The 18,617-nt window shown below is 71.0% G+C and carries 12 protein-coding genes and 1 pseudogene; 10 read left to right on the top strand and 3 right to left on the bottom strand.

Features of this window, described 5'->3' with window-relative positions; translation table 11 throughout:
* Positions 1-60: 60 nt before the first annotated feature.
* From CV1CTNOD_RS21905 to CV1CTNOD_RS21870, 8 genes are read left to right on the top strand one after another with little or no spacing between them, the layout of a single operon-like run.
* A complete protein-coding gene (locus tag CV1CTNOD_RS21905; protein ID WP_131787849.1) occupies positions 61-5,745 on the top strand; it encodes a non-ribosomal peptide synthetase in 5,685 nt (1,894 codons plus the stop codon).
* Positions 5,742-6,935 carry a saccharopine dehydrogenase NADP-binding domain-containing protein gene (locus CV1CTNOD_RS21900; RefSeq protein WP_131787848.1) on the top strand — a complete coding sequence of 398 codons (1,194 nt, stop codon included), beginning with the start codon at positions 5,742-5,744 and terminating at the stop codon, positions 6,933-6,935. The genes CV1CTNOD_RS21905 and CV1CTNOD_RS21900 overlap by 4 nt, the downstream gene beginning before the upstream one ends.
* Positions 6,932-8,896 carry a Gfo/Idh/MocA family oxidoreductase gene (locus CV1CTNOD_RS21895; RefSeq protein WP_131787847.1) on the top strand — a complete coding sequence of 655 codons (1,965 nt, stop codon included), beginning with the start codon at positions 6,932-6,934 and terminating at the stop codon, positions 8,894-8,896. Before CV1CTNOD_RS21900 ends, CV1CTNOD_RS21895 begins: the two co-directional genes overlap by 4 nt.
* Before the next feature lie 58 nt (positions 8,897-8,954).
* On the top strand, positions 8,955-10,217 hold the full coding sequence (locus CV1CTNOD_RS21890) for a cytochrome P450 (protein WP_131787846.1): 1,263 nt from the start codon (positions 8,955-8,957) through the stop codon (positions 10,215-10,217).
* Positions 10,214-10,984 (top strand): thioesterase II family protein, encoded by a 771-nt coding sequence (locus CV1CTNOD_RS21885; protein ID WP_207386597.1) that lies wholly within the window; start codon positions 10,214-10,216, stop codon positions 10,982-10,984. Before CV1CTNOD_RS21890 ends, CV1CTNOD_RS21885 begins: the two co-directional genes overlap by 4 nt.
* A gap of 57 nt (positions 10,985-11,041) precedes the next feature.
* Positions 11,042-11,836 (top strand): class I SAM-dependent methyltransferase, encoded by a 795-nt coding sequence (locus CV1CTNOD_RS21880; protein WP_131787844.1) that lies wholly within the window; start codon positions 11,042-11,044, stop codon positions 11,834-11,836.
* Positions 11,826-12,677 (top strand): class I SAM-dependent methyltransferase, encoded by an 852-nt coding sequence (locus CV1CTNOD_RS21875; RefSeq protein ID WP_131787843.1) that lies wholly within the window; start codon positions 11,826-11,828, stop codon positions 12,675-12,677. Before CV1CTNOD_RS21880 ends, CV1CTNOD_RS21875 begins: the two co-directional genes overlap by 11 nt.
* Positions 12,674-12,901 (top strand): hypothetical protein, encoded by a 228-nt coding sequence (locus tag CV1CTNOD_RS21870; protein ID WP_131787842.1) that lies wholly within the window; start codon positions 12,674-12,676, stop codon positions 12,899-12,901. The genes CV1CTNOD_RS21875 and CV1CTNOD_RS21870 overlap by 4 nt, the downstream gene beginning before the upstream one ends.
* On the opposite strand, the pseudogene CV1CTNOD_RS21865 reads toward CV1CTNOD_RS21870, so the two are convergent.
* Together CV1CTNOD_RS21865 and CV1CTNOD_RS21860 are read right to left on the bottom strand one after the other, a co-directional pair.
* Positions 12,888-13,858, bottom strand: a pseudogene (locus CV1CTNOD_RS21865) (ATP-binding protein). The gene CV1CTNOD_RS21870 and the pseudogene CV1CTNOD_RS21865 sit on opposite strands and share 14 nt — an antisense overlap.
* 314 nt (positions 13,859-14,172) lie before the next feature.
* Entirely contained in the window at positions 14,173-14,574 is a 402-nt protein-coding gene (locus tag CV1CTNOD_RS21860; RefSeq protein ID WP_131787841.1) for an ArsR/SmtB family transcription factor, read from the bottom strand.
* Between the two features lie 62 nt (positions 14,575-14,636).
* Here CV1CTNOD_RS21860 and CV1CTNOD_RS21855 point away from each other — a divergent pair, with 62 nt between their 5' ends.
* Complete coding sequence (locus CV1CTNOD_RS21855) at positions 14,637-16,718, top strand: heavy metal translocating P-type ATPase (RefSeq protein WP_131787840.1); 2,082 nt, start codon at positions 14,637-14,639, stop codon at positions 16,716-16,718.
* A gap of 347 nt (positions 16,719-17,065) precedes the next feature.
* Complete coding sequence (locus CV1CTNOD_RS27070; protein ID WP_242606916.1) at positions 17,066-17,524, top strand: hypothetical protein; 459 nt, start codon at positions 17,066-17,068, stop codon at positions 17,522-17,524.
* A gap of 42 nt (positions 17,525-17,566) precedes the next feature.
* On the opposite strand, the gene CV1CTNOD_RS21845 is transcribed toward CV1CTNOD_RS27070, so the two are convergent.
* A complete protein-coding gene (locus tag CV1CTNOD_RS21845; RefSeq protein WP_242606915.1) occupies positions 17,567-18,241 on the bottom strand; it encodes a 4'-phosphopantetheinyl transferase family protein in 675 nt (224 codons plus the stop codon).
* Positions 18,242-18,617 lie beyond the last annotated feature (376 nt).

The raw sequence follows: 18,617 nt of genomic DNA, 5'->3' as shown, positions 1-18,617 counted from the left end.
CCCACGTCTCCTCGCCACGGTCGACGAGGCGCGTGACGCATCCTGCGGAAGTCGAGGATCATGGAAATCGACGAACTGATCGCCGAACTCGGCCGGGACGGTGTCACGCTGTGGGCCGACTCCGGCCGCCTGCGCTTCCGTGCACCGCGCGGTGTCCTGACGCCGCAACGTCGGGACCTCCTACGGGAGCACCGGGAGGAAGTCCTCGACCAGCTGGAACGGGATCAGGCGGTCCCGGGGGTCACAGCCGACGCCGAGGGCCGGTACGAGCCGTTCCCCCTGTCGGACATCCAGGCCGCCTACCTGATCGGTCGCGGGGACTCCTACGACTACGGCGGGGTCGCCTGCCACGCCTACATCGAGCTCGCCTTCCCCGCCGAGCTGGAACCGGAGCGGGTCCAGGCAGCCTGGGACACCCTCGTCGCACGGCACGACATGCTGCGCGCCGTGGTCCATCCCGATGGCTACCAGGTCGTGCTCGCGAATCCGCCGCCGTACCGCATCGACGTCGTCGACCTGCGCGGCCGGGCCGAGGACGAGGTGAGCGCGGCCGTGCTGAACCCCCGCGCCGAACTGAGTCATCGCGTGGCCTGGACCGAGGTGTGGCCGCTGTGCGCGGTAAGGGCGACGCGGTCCGACCGGCAGCTGCTGCTACACCTCTCGCTCGACCTGCTCGTCGTCGACTACGCCAGCGTCCAGCTGCTGCTGCGCGAGTTCGGCGCGTTGTGTACGAACCCGGCGGCGGATCTCCCGCCGCTGGGGATCACGTTCCGGGACTACCTGGTGGGCCGTCGCCGGCGGGCCGAGACCGCCCTCTACCAGCGGGACCGGGAGTACTGGCTGCACCGGCTCGACACGCTCCCGCCCGCGCCCGAGCTGCCCCTGGCAGAGCGTCGCGGACCCGAGTCGGAACCGGTCCGGTTCACCCGGCTGGAGCACCTGCTACCGGCCTCGGTCTGGGCCGCCCTGGCGTTGAACGCGCGTCGGCACGGCGTGACCACCTCCGCCGCCCTGCTCACCGCCTACGCGGAGGTGATCGGCCGGTGGAGCCGGTCCCCGAGATTCACCCTCAACCTGCCGACGTTCCAACGCCTCGACGTTCATCCTGACGTCGGCACCCTGATCGGCGACTTCACCGCGGTCGAGCTGCTCGCCGTCGACCTGAGCTCCGCGGCCTCCTTCGCCGAACGCGTCCGCGCGATCTCGGCGCGGCTGCTCGACGATCTGTCCCACGCCCTGTTCACCGGCAGCGAGGTCCTCACCGAGATCGCCCGCCGCGAGGACGGCCGGCCGCTCATGCCCGTGGTCTTCACCAGCACTCTCGACGGCGCCGGACCCGCCGGCCCCGCGGACCCGGCAGGGTCGGGCCTCGGCGCCGCGGTGGAAGCGGCCGGCGAGGTCGTGTTCGCGATCAGCCAGACGCCGCAGGTCTGGCTCGACTGCCAGGTGATGTCGCGCGGCGACGCGCTCGCCGTCTCCTGGGACGTTCGCGGCGGGGTGTTCCCCGACGGCCTGGCCGAGGCGGCGTTCTCCGCCCTCATCACCGCGATCATCCGGCTTGCGACGGACTCCGATGCCTGGACCCGGCCCGCGCCGGTGGAGTTACCCGAGGATCAGATGCTCCGCCACGCCGCCGTCAACGACACCGCCACCGACCTGCCTGATGAGCTGCTGCACGCGGGCGTGCTTGCCCAGGCGGCGGCTACGCCGGACGCGGTCGCGGTCGTCGCCGCGGACCGCCAGCTGACCTACGGAGAGCTGATCGGGCGTGCCAGCGCCGTGGCGGCTGTGCTCGCCGACGTCGGCCTGCGCCCGGCCGAGCCGGTCGCCGTGGGCATGGACAAGGGCTGGGAGCAGATCGTCGCCGTCCTCGGCGTCCTGCTCGCGGGCGGCGCCTACCTGCCCCTCGACATCGCGCAGCCAGCCGCACGCCGCGATGTGATCCTTCGCGACGCGGGCGTGCGCCACGTGCTTACGCAAACCTGGCTCGCTGACCCGGCGGGCTGGCCCGCCGGCCTCACCACCGTTGCCGTCGACGCGATGGAGCCCACCGGCGCCGCCCGCACCGTCAGCCCGATCGGGTCCGCGGGCGCACCCGACGACCTCGCCTACATCATCTACACGTCCGGTTCCACCGGCGCGCCCAAGGGCGTGATGATCAGCCACCGGGCCGCCCTCAACACGATCATCGACATCAACCGGCGCTTCCAGGTGACGGCCGACGACGCCGTGCTGGGACTGGCGAGTCTCGGCTTCGACCTGTCGGTCTACGACGTGTTCGGCCCGCTACGGGTCGGGGCGCGGCTGGTGCTGCCCGACGGCGCCCGCCGGGGCGACCCGTCGCACTGGGCCGGCCTGATCAGCGCGCATGCCGTGACCGTGTGGAACTCCGTTCCGGCGCAGATGCAGATGCTGGTCGAGTTCCTGCGGTCCGCGTCCGGCGGACCGGCCGCCGCCGGAGGGGCCTCTGGGGGTGCGCCATCCGGTGGCGCGGCTCCGGATGTCACGACACTGCGATTGGCCATGCTCTCCGGTGACTGGATCCCGGTGACGCTGCCCGACGAGGCCCGCACGTCGATGCCCGGTCTGCGCCTGGTCAGCCTCGGTGGGGCGACCGAGGGCGCCATCTGGTCGATCGTCCACCCGATCGACCAGGTAGATACCGCCCGACCGAGCATCCCGTACGGTACCCCGCTGTCCAACCAGAGTTTCGCCGTGTTCGACGGCGCACTGCGGGACCGGCCGGACTGGGTGCCCGGCGAGCTGCACATCGGCGGCGCCGGGGTCGCGCTGGGTTACCACGGAGACCCGGAGCGCACCGCGGCCCGCTTCATCCGGCATCCGGCCACCGGCGACCGGCTCTACCGCACCGGCGACCTGGGCCGCTACCTGCCCGACGGGACCATCGAGTTCCTCGGCCGGGAGGACGACCAGGTGAAGATCCGCGGATTCCGGATCGAGCTCGCCGAGGTGGAAGCCGCGGTCCTGACCCATCCCGCGGTCGCCGCCGGCGCGGTGCTCGTCGACGACGAGCATCCGCTCGGCCGCCGTCTCGCCGCCTTTGTCGAACCCGCGCGACGAACGGAGGATGACGGCCCGCGGGCCGCGGGTGAGTCCACCGACGCGACCCCGCCGCTGGTCGCGGCCGCAGCCGCGACCGCGATCCGCACGGCCGGCGCCGGCATGGACCCGGCCGCACTCGCGGAGCTGCTGGCCGCCATGGACGACGTCGCGCTCGCCGTGATGGCACGGACCCTCTCGGACGCGGGTCTGCTCATCCCGGTCGAGGGCCAGGACGACGGGTCGGGCGGGCTCGACGCCGACGAGGTCTGCGCCGTTCTGCGGACAACCCCGCCCAACCGGCACATCGTGCGTCGCTGGCTGCGAGCGCTGGCGGCCACCAGCAGGCTGGCGGTCACCGAACGGCCGGCCACCGAACCCCATCTCGACCGGAAGACAGGAGTGCCGCGCTACCACGGGCTGGTCGCGCCCGACGCCGCGGCGCTGGAACAGGCCTGGGCCAGGCTGGGCACGGCGCAGCGCCGGGCGGACTACAGCACCGACCTGCTCGACCTGATGCGCACCTGCACCGCTCACCTGCCCGTCCTGCTCTCCGGGGAGCAGGACATCCGAGTTCTGCTCTTCCCCGGCGCCGAGCCCGACGCGCTCGCCGCCGCCTACCGCGACAACCTCGCCGTCCGCCACCTCAATCAGGCGCTCTCCGCCGGCCTGCGCCAGCTCGCCGAACGGCACGTCGGTGAGGAGGGGATGCGCATCCTGGAAGTCGGCGGCGGCGTCGCCGGCGCCACCACCGAGCTCGTCCCGGCCCTGGCCGAGTTCGGCGTCGACTACCTGTTCACCGACCCGTCACGGTTCTTCCTGACGGAGGCCGCCGAACGGTTCGCCGACCACCCCTGGGTCCGCTACGGCCGGTTCGACCTCGCCGCCGACCCCCGCGAGCAGGGCTACCTCCCGAACAGCTTCGACGTGATCCTCTGCCCCCACGTCCTGCACAACGCCACCGACATCCCGGCCGCCCTGCGGCGGCTGCGTGAGCTGCTGGTGCCCGGCGGCTGGCTGGTGTTCACCGAGAACACCCGCGACGACCACTACCCACTGGCCGTCTCGCTGGAGTTCCTCGAGGTCACCTCGGGGCCGAGGACCGATCTGCGCGCCGCCACCGGAGCGTCGTTCGTGACCGACGAGCAGTGGCCGGAGCTGCTCGCGGACCTCGGCGTCGAGCTGGTCGCGGCCCTGCCGGAACCGACCGACACCCTGCATCCCACCGGGCAGCGGGTCTTCTTCACCCAGGTGAAGACAGACCGGCATCCGCTCACCGCGGGCGAGCTCACCCGGCACGTGGGGAGCCATCTGCCCGACTACATGATCCCGACCGCCTGGCAGGTGCTCGACGCACTGCCGCTGACGGCCAACGGCAAGGTGGACCGGTCCACGCTGCGCCGCTGGTTGCCGCGCGGCGGCGGCGCCGGAGACGTGGCGGCCCGGTCCGGGGAACCGGTCGGTGCGCTCGAACGGCAGCTCGCCGAGCTCTGGGCGGAGCTGCTCGGCGTCGAGCGCGTCGGACGGCACGAGGACTTCTTCGCGCTCGGCGGCGACTCGCTGCTCGTCGCGCGTCTGGTCGGCCAGGTGCGAGAACGCCTTCCCGACGTCGTCGCCCTGGAATGGGAGGTGGTGCTGCGGCACATGCTGCGCGCGCCGACCGTGGCGGCGCTGGCGACGTTCCTGCGCGGCGCCACCGGCCGTGAGCCGGCGGCGAAGGGAGACCAGGAGAAGGTTTCGCCGGTGGTCCCGCTGCACGGTGCCGGCCTGGAAAGCGCGGGCGGGCCGGTGACCGTGCTCGTGCACGCCGGCACCGGCACGGTGATGCCCTACCGGGCGCTCATCACCGAGATCCGGCGCCGCTCCGCGGGAACCACGGCTCTCGTGGGGCTGGAGATCCCGCGGCTGGCCGACTACCTCGGCGGTGAACCGACCGGGCAGATCGAAGCCCTCGCCGCCAGCTACGCCCGCTCCCTGCTGGAGCTGGGCCCGCGCGATCTGCATCTTGTCGGCTACTGCCTGGGCGGCCTGATCGCCATCGAGGTCGCCCGTGGGTTGGCCGAAGCCGGGGCGCCGGTCGCGAGTTTCACCGCGATCAGCAGTCACAGCCCGCGGTTCCGGCTCGACGACGAGATCCTCGCCGAGTACTCGTTCGCGGTCATGATGGGCATCCACCCGCCGGACCTGGGATTCCCCGATGACCAGTACCGGGTCGCGGCGGCAAGCGACGCGGTGCTCGCCGAAAGCCCCGGTGTGTTGCGCGACGGCGCCCTGGCCAGGCTTGAGGGCGAGTACGCCGACATCGCCGACAGCTTCCGTGCCCTGGCGTCCGTGCCACGCTCCGCCCGGATCGCCAGGATGTGCGAGGCCGTCCCGGCGTCGGCCGGCATGTACGAGCCGGACCACATGACGCGCCTGTTCCTGACCTTCCGGCAAAGTGTTTTCTCGATCAGTCGCTACCAGCCCGAGCCCTACGCCGGCGACGTGACCTTCCTGCGGCACGGCGGCGCCTATCCCTTCCCCGGCAGCCGGGACGCGGTGACCGCGCAGTGGGAGGAGGTCTGCCTGGGTGATCTGCGGATCGTCGATGTCCCCGGCGACCACTTCAGCTGCCTGTCGGTGGAACACGCACCCGGCGTGCTGCGGCTTCTCGGGCAGCTCACCGACGGCGCGGTGACCCGATGACCGCCTCGGCGCGACCCGGCCCGCCTGCCGTCGGGCTCGTCGGTGCGTCGGGAATGGTCGGCTCGGCCGCGGCCGCCGCGCTGCGCAAGCTCGGCGTCGAGAGCATCCGCCTGGGTGCTCGCCGGATCGATGGCGTACGGCGGGTGCTCGCCGACGTGCTCGATGGCCGCGGCGAGATCATGGCTGTCAACGCCACCGACCCGGTAAGCCTGACCCGTTTCTGCGCCGGATGTCAGGTGGTGCTCAACTGCGCCGGCCCGACCTACCTGTTGAGGGACACGGTCGCGGTCGCCGCCGTGGCCGTGGGTGCCCACTACATCGACGTCGCCGGTGACGATCCGGCGTGGGAGGGGATGGCTGCCCGCGGTCTGGCCGGCACCGACCGCGCCGTGGTGTTCTCCGCCGGCACACTGCCGGGCCTGTCGAGCATTCTTCCCCGCTGGCTCGCCGCGACCGGATTCGGCCGGCCCACGACGCTGACCGCCCACGTCGGCGGGAGGGAGCCCTGTTCACCCGTGGTGGCGACCGACATGATCCTCTCGCTGAGCATCGGAGGAGCCGACGGCGCCGCCTTCGGCGAACCGCTGGCCGCCTGGCGGGGTGGCGCACGTCGGCCACGCGTGCTGCGGGCGGCTTCGAACGCCGTCGCCCCCTTCTTCCCCGGCCCGGTGGGGATGACCCCGTTCCTGTCGACCGAGACCGTGCGGCTCGCCCGCGCACTCGGACTCGACGACGTCGACTGGTTCAACGTGTATCCGGGTCCGGCGGTGCACGCTGAGATGCAGCGCATGCCGGGCTACGCGCGGGAACCGGGCACCGATCTGGCCGAGGTCGGCGCCCGACTGCACCGGGCGGCCGCCCTCGACCTGGTGGGGCGGACCCCCTTCTATCTGATGGTCTTCTCGATGCGCGGAACCCCACCGGACGACGCGGGGACAGAAATCCGTCGCACCCTCGTGCTCCGGACGTCGAGCAGCTACCAGTTGACCGGCCTCGTCGGAGCCCTGGCGGCGCGGGCGTCACTCGACGGTGCTCTGCCCGCCGGCCTGCACTTCGCCTGCGACGTCCTGGACCCCCACGCCGTCGTGCGCGAGATCCGGGAGGCCGGCGGATCCAGCCTCGTGGAGATGCACGGCTACGTGCGCGGCGCCGACATCGGGGACGACGTCGTCGAGGAAGGTGCGCTGTGACGGCGACCGCGTCCGACGGGAGTGAGGGCCGGCCGCTTCGGGTGCTGGTGTGCGGCACCAACTTCGGCCGGTTCTACGCGACCGCGGTCCGAGGCGAGCCGGGATTCACGGTGGCCGGCATCTTGAGCCGGGGCGGGAACGCCTCACGGACCTTCGCCGACCAGATCGGTGTCGCGCACTACGACCGGGTCGAGGCCGTGCCGGATGGCATCGACCTCGCCTGCGTCGTCGTCGGGTCGACGATCTCCGGCGGGACCGGCAGCGAGCTGGCGCGGGCGCTGATGGGTCGGGGCGTGCACGTCCTGCAGGAACACCCGGTACACCCGACCGAGATGACGGCGAGCCTACGGCTGGCGCGGCGGCACCACGTCCAGTACAGGGTCAACACCCACTACCCCCACGTCGGACCGGTCCGGTCGTTCATCGCCGCGGCCCAGCGGCTGCGCGCACACCAGACGCCCGTGTTCGTCGACGCGGCGACACCCGTCCACGTGCTGCTGCCCCTGGTTGACATCCTCGGCCGGGCGCTGGGGGGCCTGCGACCGTGGCGGTTCGACGCGGTTGACGTGCCCGGTCGCGGTGGTGGTCCGCTGCGGACGCTCATCGGAGAACTGGCCGGTGTCCCCGTGACGCTGCGGGTGCAGAACCAGCTCGATCCAAGCGACCGGGACAACCACGCGCTGCTGTGGCACCGGATCACCCTCGGCGCCGAAGGCGGGGTGCTGACCCTCGCCGACACCCACGGGCCGGTGCAGTGGAGCCCGCGGCTGCATGCCGAACGTGATGCCGACCGCCGGCTCGTCGTCGACGGGCCGGTCGGGCACCGATTCGACCAGGACAGCACCAGCGTCCTTCCCGGGACAGCAGCCGGAACCCAGCGTGACATCTTCGACCGACTCTGGCCGGAGGCGATTGCCCGTGCGCTGGTCGACATGGCCGGTGCTATCGAGGTCGGTGGGGATCCGCTGAGCTCCGCGCAGTACGACCTGACCGTCACCCGGATCTGGTCCCACATCGCCGCCGGGATCGGTCCACCCGAGGCGGCCCGGGTCACACGTCCCCGCCCGCTCGCCCTGAACGACCTGCTGCCGGAAACCGATGCCGCCGGCCGGGCCATCGAGGTCGATCTGGGACCGACGGTGAGTCGTGCCCCGGGGAACGGCCGCGTCCGGCGTTCGGACGAACCCGGCGACGACGCCGATCCCGGGCCGGACGGGGGCAGCATGCCCTACACCCCGACCGCAGAGTTCTTCGACCTCGTCGCCGCGGCGCACGTCCAGGTCACCAGCGCACCTGCTGTCATCGAGGCATTGCGCATGATCGATCTTGGTCGTGGGCCGATCGTGGAGGTCGGTGCCGGCACCGGACTGCTCACCGAGGCGGTCGCCCGCGCATTCGCCGACATCGAGATCGTCGCCTACGAACCGTCCGAGGGCATGCGGGCCGTGCTGGCCAGCCGGGTCTACCGTGACGACGACCTCCGCTGCCGGGTCACCATCAGCGCGGATGCCGCACCCGACCTGGAGCTGCCCGAAGCGATCAGCGCCGCATTGGTGTGCGGGGTCGCCGGCCACCTGGACCGCCCGGCGAGGGAGACGCTCTGGCGCCGGCTGCGGGAGCGGCTCGCGCCCCGCGGCGTGATCGTGGTCGAGCTGATGAACCTGGACCGCCCGATCCTGCTGGAACCGCATCGGCTGGCCCAGGCGGAGCTTGGCGAGCAGAGCTACGAGTGGTGGTTTTCCGGCGAACCGGCGGACGGCGACCTGATGCGGATGCGGTCTACCTGGCGGGTCCTGCGCGAAGCGGAGACCGTCCGCGAGGCGCGCGACGGCTATGTCTGGCACACGGTTGACCTCGCCACCGTCGCCGCCGAGGCGGGGATGGATCTGCGCCGGCAGCCGGGCGGCGGACGGCCCGGTGCCACCCCCCTCGGGGTGCTCGCGCATCGGGCGCTGCCCTGACGACGGCCGCGCGTTCACATCGTTTCCGGTGAGAGATTCGACCACGAAGGGGCCCCGTATGACCGAGACCGATGCCGCCGGCGGCGACTCAATCAGCGCCGTCATAAGCACGGCCGCCGATACCACCCGCGCGGAACCGCCGGCCTTCCCGCTCCAGCGAGGCTGTCCGTTTTTCCCGCCCACGCGTTACGAGACCCTGCGGGAGACCGAACCCGTGGCACGGGTGACGCTCCCGACCGGGAGACATGCCTGGATCATCACCCGCTACGAGGACGTCCGCGCGCTGCTCGCCGACCCGCGGGTGAGCGCGGACGCCCGCCATCCGGACTTTCCCGCGATGGGCGTCGGCGAGCGGGAGGCCGCCGCGCGCAACCGCCCGTTCATCCGCACCGACCCGCCGGACCACACCCGCCACCGGCGGATGCTGCAGGCCGAGTTCACCGTGCGCCGGGTGACGAACATGGTGCCCACCCTGACGGCCTACGCCGAGGAACTGGTCGACGAGATGCACGCCGCCGGTCCGCCGAGCGACCTCGTCTCGGCGTACGCGAACCGGATGTCGACCGCGACGGTGCTGAACCTGATGGGGGTGCCCACCGACGACCTGGAGTTCTTCCGCGATGTCACCCGGATCTCCGGTGGCCGGCAGAGCAGCGCCCAGGAGGTCCAGGCCGCGCTCGGCGGCATGTTCGCCAAGTTCGACGCGCTCATCGACCGCCGGCTGCGCGAGCCGGGGGAGGACCTGTTCTCCCGGTTGGTCGTGAACCATCTCGCCACCGGGGCGGTCACCCGCCAGGAACTGCTGTCGACCGTCGGTATCACGATCGTCGCCGGGCGCGAGACCACCACCAGCATGATCGCGCTCGGTACGCTGATGCTGCTGGAAAGGCCCGATCGGCTGGCCGAGCTGCGGGAACGGCCCGAGATGCTGGGCGAGGCCGTCGAGGAACTGCTCCGGATGCTCTCCGTCGCGGACTCGATCCCGCTGCGGGTAGCGACGGCGGACCTCGAGGTCGGTGGCGTGACCATCCGCGCGGGCGAGGGGATGATTCTGCTGCTCGCCGGCGCCAACCACGACCCGACGGTGTTCCCGAACCCGACCGAGCTCGATTTCCATCGCCCGGACCGGCACCATCTTGCCTTCGGATTCGGCATCCACCAGTGCATCGGGCAGAACCTCGCCCGCACCGAACTGGAGATCGCCCTCGGTACGCTGATCCGATGGACGCCGACCCTGCGGCTCGCGGTGCCTTTCGATGAGCTCGAACTGCGCCACGATGCGGCGACCTTCGGTATCGAGGCGCTCCCGGTGGCCTGGTGAGCGGCGCGCTGCGCCGGTACCGGCCGCGCCCGGCCGCCCGGGTACGCCTGGTGTGCTTCCCGCACGCCGGTGGCGGTGCGAGCGGCTACCGTGCGTGGGCGGCGCTCCTGCCGCCGCCGGTGGACCTGGTCGTCGTGCAGTACCCGGGTCGGGAGGATCGGTTCGCGGAGCCGTTCGCCGCTGACCTCCTCGGACTCGCCGGAACAGTCGCGACCGAACTACGCCCTCTGCTCGACCGGCCGTACGTGGTGTTCGGGCACAGCATGGGGTCGGTCGTCGCATACGAGGCGGTGCAGCGCCTGCGCTGGGAGGGCGGTGCCGAGCCGGCGCGGTTCGTCGTCTCCGGCCGGCAGGCACCCGATGACGCGCTCGGCGGTGGGCTGCATCGTGACGACGACGAGGCGCTGTGCGCGGAGCTGACCCGGCTGGGCGGTACCGCCGGCGAGATGCTTGCCGACCCGCAGATGCGGCGCGCCGTCCTGCCCTACATCCGCGACGACTACCGGCTGATCGAAACCTATCGGCCCCGAAATGTCGAATCACTGGGCTGCCCGATCACCGCGTTCGTGGGAGCGTCCGATCCCGAGTGCGACCTCGACGGCGCGCGAGGCTGGGCGCGGTTCACCCGTGGAACGGTGACCGTGCGGTCCTTTCCCGGCGATCATTTCTATCTGGTGGCACATCGCGCCCAGGTGATAGCCGAGATCATCGGTCTGCTCGACCCGGCGCTCGTCGGCGGCGGCATGATCTGGCCGACCACGCCGTGACCCACCACGCCCCGACAGCCCGTTCGACGGGTGGCGCTGCCCCGCGAGGAACGACCGATGCGTGACTACTACTCCCCGATGGCCGAGTTCTACGAGATGGTGGCCGCCCGTCAGATCGCTGACAGTGGGCCGCCGCTGACGGCCGCGCTCGCGGGCCTGGATCCGGCAGCGGGCCCGATCGTGGAAATCGGGGCGGGCACAGGCCGGGTCACCGAGGTGATCGCCGCCGCGGTGCCGGGCGGGCGGATCCTCGCCGCGGAGCCGTCCGTGCTCATGAGGGCGGTACTGACCAGCAGGATCGCCGCTCGGCCCGAGCTGCGTCCGCTGGTCACCGTCGTCGACGGTGCCGCGCCCGACCTGGAACTGCCCGACGTCATCGGCGCCGCCGTCGTCTTCGGCGTCGCCGGCCACCTGCCGCCGGAGCAACGTCGGCTCCTGTGGCGGCGGATACGGGAACGGCTCGCCCCCAAGGGTGTGATCGTGGTGGAACTGATGGGAGCTCACACCCCGCGGATCATCCCCCCGGTGCGGCAGATCCACGACCGCATCGGACGCCAGACCTATGAGTGGTGGGTGTCGGGCGAGCCAGGCGGGCCGGGCCTGATGCGCTTCACCACTACATGGCGGGTTCATGGCCCGGACGGTCGACTCGTCCGCGAGGTGGGCGACTCCTACGACTGGTACACGCTGGACACAGACCTGCTCGCGCGCGAGGCGGAAATGGTCGGGCGCCGGACCTCCCGGGTGGGCGGCGCGGGGAGCCTGGAGATCGTGGTGCTCTCCTCATCCCGGACAGCGCCGACACGACGTCGGAAGAACGACGATGACGGGAGGGACACCGATGTCCGGTAAACGGCGGGTCGAGCTGGGGCCGGCGCAGGAGACCCTGCTGATACCGCTGTACGGCAGGGCCGCCCTTGCCCGGCAGCGAAACGCGCTCCTCGACGACCCTCGCGCGGTCGAGATGGTCGACGCCCTCGACTACGACTTCAGTCGGTTCGAAGGCCTATCCAGCCTGGTGGGAGCGGTTCTGCGCACCCGTATCCACGACTACTGGGCGGCCCGTTGGCTGGCCGCGAATCCACTCGGCACGGTCGTCGAGCTGGGGGTAGGCCTCAACACCCGGTTCGAACGGATCGACAACGGGCAGGCACGCTGGTTCGAACTGGACCTGCCGGACGCGATGGAACTGCGGCGTGAGTTCTTCGCCGACAGCGACCGGCGCACGTCGTTCGCCGGATCGGTTCTCGACGACAAGTGGGTCGATATCGTCGCCGCCAGCGGTGGGCCCTGGTACGTCGTCGCGGAGGCGGTGCTGTTCTTCCTGCCCGAGACCGCCGTGCGTGAGCTCGTCGTCCGACTGGGAGACCTGCTGCCCGGGGCCCATCTGGCGTTCGACACCTGGGGACAGTGGATGGCGGACAACCAGAACGACCATGATGCTCTCGGACCCATGGAAGCCCGCGTGCAGTGGTTCGTCGACGATCCGGCCACGCTCGAAGGATGGGCCCGCGGCCTGCGCCTGAACGAGTCGGTTGTTCTGCCGGACGCTCCCCGGGAGATCTTCGATCTCCTGCCGGAGCCGACCCGCAGCAGCGTTCGGTCGATGCGCGACGACCCCCAGGTATCTTCCTACCGCCAGAACCTGCTGCGTTTCTCCAACGCTCCGCGCTGGGACAGGGAGACACGTTGACGCGAGGGCACGACGGTGACCGCCTCGAGAAACTGGCGCTCGTCGGCCTCGACGCGGATCTCGGACGGATCCAGGAGGTCTTTCGGTCCTGTCTGCCCACCGACGATGAGCTGACGCTGGGAGAGCTGGGCGAGCGTGATCCACCCGACCCCGACGAGTGCGAGCGGCTCGGCGGACGCCGCGAGCGCCCACCCAGCCCGTCGGGTCCGGTCAGCGCGTGGTGACGGCCTGATGTGGGTCGCGGGCACGGGGAAAGGCGAAGCCGGGGTCGATCTGGGTGGAGAGGTCTGCTCCGGTGGCGGTGTCGGCCCAGGATCGGGCGTTGCGGAGGTGGAGTTCGTGCATCTGTCGGAGGAAGACGTCGGGGTCGTGCTCGGTGGCGTCGACGGCGTCGCGGATGGTGTCGAGCGCGATGCGGATGGCCGGTTCGAGGTCGTCGAGGTGGAAGGGCCGGCCCTGTTCCATCGCTCGTACGGGTGCGGACGGTCCGACACAGACGAGCAGGTCGTCACCGACCTCGCGGCGTAGGAACTCCTCGTCGGCCTGGTCGGTGACCTTGTTGCCGATCACGGAGAGGGTGATGTCGAACTCGCGGGCGTAGTCGCGGTACTGGCGGTGGACGGCGACGGCTTTCCGGGTCGGTTCGCAGACGAGGAAGGTGTGGTCGAAGCGGGTGAACAGGCCTGAGGCGAAGGCGTCGGCGCCGGCGGTCATGTCGACGACGGCGTACTCGCTGGCGCCGTCGATGAGGTGGTTGAGCAGGAGTTCGACCGCGCCGAGTTTGGAGTGGTAGCAGGCCACGCCGAGGTCTTCGTCGGTGAAGGCTCCGGTCGCGACCAGTCGCACGCCGTCGGCGTCGATGCCGAAGCGTCGCCACAGCGGGTTGTCGTCGGTCAACGGCAGCAGTCGTGATCCGGCGCCAGGTGGGGTGGTCTTGACCATCACGTCGGCGGACGGGACGCGGGGTTGTCGCCGCGGAGGTAGTCCTTGATCTCGTGGAGGTGCTCGCCCATCGGCACGGGTGCCGCCGCGTCGTCGAGGCCGAGTGCGGCGCCGAGATGCTGGTTGATGTCCGCGTCGAGCGCGAGGACGGGTGCGCCGGCCGCGGCGAGGTGGCGGCAGAACAGCGAGGACAGCGTGGTCTTGCCACTGCCGTCCTTGCCGACGAATGCGATCTTCATGATGGTGGCTCCGAGGTCGTGGCGGCGTTGCCACGATCCAACTGCGCGATTACTGTCTGCAATAGTAATCGTTTTCGTTAGTGGCCTTGGCGAGGCCCTGCCGGGGCGGGGGCCGTCTGCCTCCGCACTCCAACGCGGCCGTTGCTGGTCACTGTCGGGGCGGGCTGGCGGGCAGACGATCGCGGCCACCGGCCGGGCCCCCACCCCGACGGGCGGCGCCACTATGTCGCCGGGACACCTTCCACACCGTGCTTACGGGCACTCGCGATGGTTCAGGCTGCTCCCTGGTCGCCGTTCTCGAGCGGGCTTGGTGATCAGGGGCTTGTCTTCTCCGTGCTCGGCCGGGCGGGGATGTGGGTGTGGGGTGCCGGCTCGCCGTCTGCGTGGTCGGGCAGATTCCGGTCGGCGTGGTCGGCGTGGAACAGTGCCTCGGCGAGCAGGGCTTGCACGTGGACGTCTGCGGCGGAGTAGTAGACGAAGGTGCCTTCGCGGCGGCCACGGACCAGCCCGGCGAGGCGCAGTTTGGCCAGGTGTTGGCTGACCGCCGTGGGTGCGGCGCCGACGAGGTCGGCGAGGCAGGCGACCGAGGACTCACCTTGCAACAACGCCCAAAGGATCTTGATGCGGGTGGGATCCGCGAGCAGCCGGAAGCCTTCGACGGCCAGGCGGACCTGCTCGTCGTTGGGCATCTGGAAGTCCGGCAGATCACTGTGCACGTATCAAGACTAACCGGCTTGCCCTGCTACTCGGCTGTCTAGCAGCCTGGCTGGCTAGCTGTATGCATGCCTACGCAAGTAGTGTCGTTAGGGTGACGCTGACGACGAGCCCCGCTTCCTCATCCCTCGGTCCGGTCGAAGCGCATGTGCCGGCGTCGCGGGGGCTGGCCGCCCGCCTCTGGACGCTCACCGAGGTCCGTGGGGCGGCGCTGGCGAGCGTGACGTTCGCGGCCGGCAGCGTCATGCAGGTGACTGGCACTCCCGCGCCGGTCTGGTGGGCGCTGTACCTCGTCTGTTACGCCGCCGGCGGATGGGCACCCGCGCTGACCGGGATACGCGCGTTGCGGGGACACACGCTGGACGTCGACCTGCTGATGATCGTCGCCGCGTGCGGCGCGGCCAGTATCGGCCAGGTCTTCGACGGCGCCCTGCTGATCGTTATCTTCGCCACCTCCGGAGCGCTGGAGGCGGTCGCGACCGCGCGAACCGCCGACTCCGTGCGCGCGCTGCTCGACCTGGCACCCGAGCGGGCCAACCGGATACGTCCCGACGAAACGGAGGAGACGGTAAGCACCCTGGACCTTCAGGTCGGGGACGTCATCCGGATCCGCCCCGGGGAACGCATCGGCGCCGACGCCATTGTGGTTGGCGGCGCCAGCGAGGCCGACCAGGCCACGATCACCGGCGAACCCCTGCCGGTCACGAAGACGACGGGCGACGAGGTGTTCGCCGGCACGCTGAACGGCACCGGCACGCTGACCGTCCAGGTCCACCGCCCCACAGGCCAGTCGGTGATCGCCCGCATCGTCGCCCTAGTCGAGGAGGCCTCCGCGACCAAGGCAAGAACCCAGCTGTTCATCGAAAAGGTCGAACAGCGCTACTCGATCGGCGTCGTGGTCGCGACCGTCGCCCTGTTCGCCATCCCCCTGCTGTCCGGCGCGGCGCTGCGACCCACCCTGCTCCGCGCCATGACCTTCATGATCGTCGCATCGCCGTGCGCGGTGGTCCTCGCGACGATGCCGCCGCTGCTGTCCGCGATCGCCCTCGCCGGACGCCACGGCGTGCTCGTCAAGTCCGCCGTCGTCATGGAGAGGCTGGCTGACACCACCCTGGTGGCGTTCGACAAGACCGGTACCCTCACCGAAGGAACACCCCGCCTTGTCGGCATCCATGTCGCTTTCGACGGCTCCAGCGACGGCCAGTCCACAGCGCCCGCGATCGACGCGGACCGGCTACTCCAGTTGGCCGCCGGCGCCGAACATCCCAGCGAGCACCCGGTCGCCGCCGCCGTGCTCGCCGCCGCCCGCGACCGGAACCTCGCCATCCCCACCGCGCACGACTTCACCTCAACCCCCGGACGCGGCGTGAGCGCCACCGTCGACGGACATCACGTACAGGTCGGAAGCCCGTCCCTGCTCGACGGACCGCGGGCCGGCCCCACCGCCTCACCGCTGATCGCCCAGACACGGGGCGCGGCAGACGCCGCGCAGGCCAGCGGGCACACCGCCGTGATCGTCACCATCGATCACCACCCCACCGGAGTCCTCACCCTCACCGACCGGACCCGCCCACACGCCGCCGCCACAGTTGCCGCCCTGACCCGACTCACCGGCACACCCCCCGTCCTGCTCACCGGTGACAACCCCGGCGCCGCAGCCCGACTCGCCACCGAACTCGGCATCCACGAGGCGCACGGCAAACTGCTGCCATCCGACAAGGTCACCCGAATCCACGCCCTGCAGAACCGGCGACAACGAGTACTGCTGGTCGGCGACGGCGTCAACGACGCCCCCGCGCTCGCCGTCGCCGACCTCGGCGTCGCGATGGGCCGCCACAGCTCTGACCTCGCCCTACAGACCGCCGACGCGGTCCTCGTCCGCGACGACCTCACCACCCTTCCCACGGTCATCGCGCTGTCCCGCCACGCCCGCCGCATCGTCACGGCCAACCTGGCCATCGCGGCGACCTTCATCACCGCTCTGGTCGCCTGGGACCTGTTCGGCCACCTGCCCTTACCCCTCGGCGTCGCCGGCCACGAAGGCTCCACCCTCATCGTCGCCCTCAACGGACTACGACTCCTACACCCCCGCGCCTGGCGCACCCCCCAAACCCATCCTGTTTCAGGGTCGTCGGGCAGGATGTGACCACGGTGTTGTTGAGGAGACCTCGACGCACCGCGGCGATCTTGTCTGGCCTCCAGCGGATCAACTGCCGGCGCCACGAGGAAGGCGACGTACGTCGGCACCCCCAGACGGACACTGAGCGTCGCCACGTTCCCGAACGCGAGGAACATCAGCCCAGCTTGACCCCCACGATCGCGTCACCAGACGGACCGGAGCGTCCGGACCCGCCAAATGTGCGGAACGCGTGTTTGACTCAGTGGATGATGTCGTCGGCCGGGCGCTCACTGGATATCGCCTCTGGTCAGGGCCCGGGTGGCGACCGGCCGGACAGTGATTTCAGGGCCTGCGACCAAGATCAAACAGTTCGGATGCTGGTACACAGGGTCCACCATGTTTGTCACCACGAGACGCTGGTCAGGCCGGCCATGGGGCGAGCCGGGTGGGCCACTCGGGCAGGCCTGCGGGAGGCGTCGAGCTGGGCGGACGCGATCCTGCACGCCGTGGACCGGCCGGCCAGCGGACCGGTCGAGCAGGTCAAGACCTGGAACCTCGCGGGGTTGTTCCGGGTACCGACCCCGCGGGGTCCGGTGTGGTTGAAGACCACGCCACCGTTCGCGGCCAACGAGGCAGCCGTGATCGCCACGTTCGCGCAGGTCGATCCGCGGCTGGTGCCCACCGTGGTCGCGGCGGACCCGATCGGCCATCTGACCACGCCGGCGACCTTGCACAGACCATCCGCGCCGCCCTGCGCAGCACCACGGCCATCGGCCCTCGGGCGTCCCCGCGCCGGGCACCGGCGGACCCCACCTGCTGCCGGCCCCCGCTGACTGAAGGACCAACCAGGGCCCCGGTCAAGGCATCCCAGGAGCTCAGCGTCCAGCCCGCGCCACCGGCCACGCGCGATCATCGTGCGCCGTTGGCAGATACCTTCGGCTCGGAACGGCGATCGCGCTGACGAGCAGCCCCTCGCTCGCGGCCCAGCGGCCCGTGAACGCGGCGACGCGCACGCCGCTGACGTGCGCTGGCGGCGCATGCAGCTCGGCGTGAAACGTGCGGCGCTCTGTGTCGATGCGCACCGTGGCCTCGGCGAAGTCGAGGAACTGGTGCGTGACTGGGTACCACGCCTTGTAGACCGACTCCTTGATCGAGAACAGCATGCGGTCCCAGCACACGCTCCCGAACTTCCCGAGCATGCGGTGCTCGTCCCGCTCGTCCGGCGTCGAGATCGTTTCGAAGACCCCGGGGGACAGCGGCTCGTTCGGCTCGGCGTCGATCCCGAGCGTCAGCAGGTCCCGCTGATGCGCCACGGCGGCGGCGCGGAAACCGGCACAGTGCGTGATGCTCCCGACGACGGCGGCAGGCCAGCTTGGGGCGCCCCGCCGCCCCGGCACGATCGGCGTCGGCGGCATGTCCAGGCGCCGTAGCGCCTGGCGAGCGCACCATCGCGCCGTACTGAATTCACGCCGCCGTTTCTCGACGGCTCCCGCCACCGCCGCCCGTTCCTCCGGGAACAGCGTGACCACATGGTCGTCGGTTGTCTCCACACAGGCGACCCGAGGTGGCAACAGTTCTTCAATCATGGGATCTGGCGACGTCCGGGCTCATGACGCCGGCTGGCGTCTTCTTCCGCTGCCTCGGCCGAGATCTGCCGCCACAATGACAGCTCGTGCGAAGCCATCCACCGTCCAGTCTGTCGACGCTACCGAGATCATTTTATCGGAGCGTCGCTACGACCGTTTGAACCCGCCCATCCTTTCCGGGTGACCCGGCGGCGGTCCCTGTCCGACGCGCGGGTGTGACCGAGGGGCCGCCGCGTCAGACCACGCCGCGCGGCCGACCTCGTTTGACTCGCCCGGGGAAGCGGGGTCCGGATCGCGCGTCGTCTCGCCTCCTTCGGGGACCGGGCGGGCGGGCGGCGGG

Source organism: Protofrankia symbiont of Coriaria ruscifolia, assembly GCF_900634745.1.
Taxonomy (GTDB): Bacteria; Actinomycetota; Actinomycetes; order Frankiales; family Frankiaceae; genus Protofrankia; species Protofrankia californiensis.
The sequence above is the reverse complement of the archived record's forward strand: the minus strand, read 5'-3'. Positions and strand labels throughout refer to the sequence as shown.

What these genes read in the sequence shown, in the direction of transcription:
- CV1CTNOD_RS21905 (WP_131787849.1), top strand. Translation starts at nt 61, where the DNA reads ATGGAAATCGACGAACTGATCGCCGAACTCGGCCGGGACGGTGTCACG.
- CV1CTNOD_RS21900 (WP_131787848.1), top strand. Translation starts at nt 5,742, where the DNA reads ATGACCGCCTCGGCGCGACCCGGCCCGCCTGCCGTCGGGCTCGTCGGT.
- CV1CTNOD_RS21890 (WP_131787846.1), top strand. Translation starts at nt 8,955, where the DNA reads ATGACCGAGACCGATGCCGCCGGCGGCGACTCAATCAGCGCCGTCATA.
- CV1CTNOD_RS21880 (WP_131787844.1), top strand. Translation starts at nt 11,042, where the DNA reads ATGCGTGACTACTACTCCCCGATGGCCGAGTTCTACGAGATGGTGGCC.
- CV1CTNOD_RS21875 (WP_131787843.1), top strand. Translation starts at nt 11,826, where the DNA reads ATGTCCGGTAAACGGCGGGTCGAGCTGGGGCCGGCGCAGGAGACCCTG.
- CV1CTNOD_RS21855 (WP_131787840.1), top strand. Translation starts at nt 14,637, where the DNA reads ATGCATGCCTACGCAAGTAGTGTCGTTAGGGTGACGCTGACGACGAGC.
- CV1CTNOD_RS27070 (WP_242606916.1), top strand. Translation starts at nt 17,066, where the DNA reads ATGCTGGTACACAGGGTCCACCATGTTTGTCACCACGAGACGCTGGTC.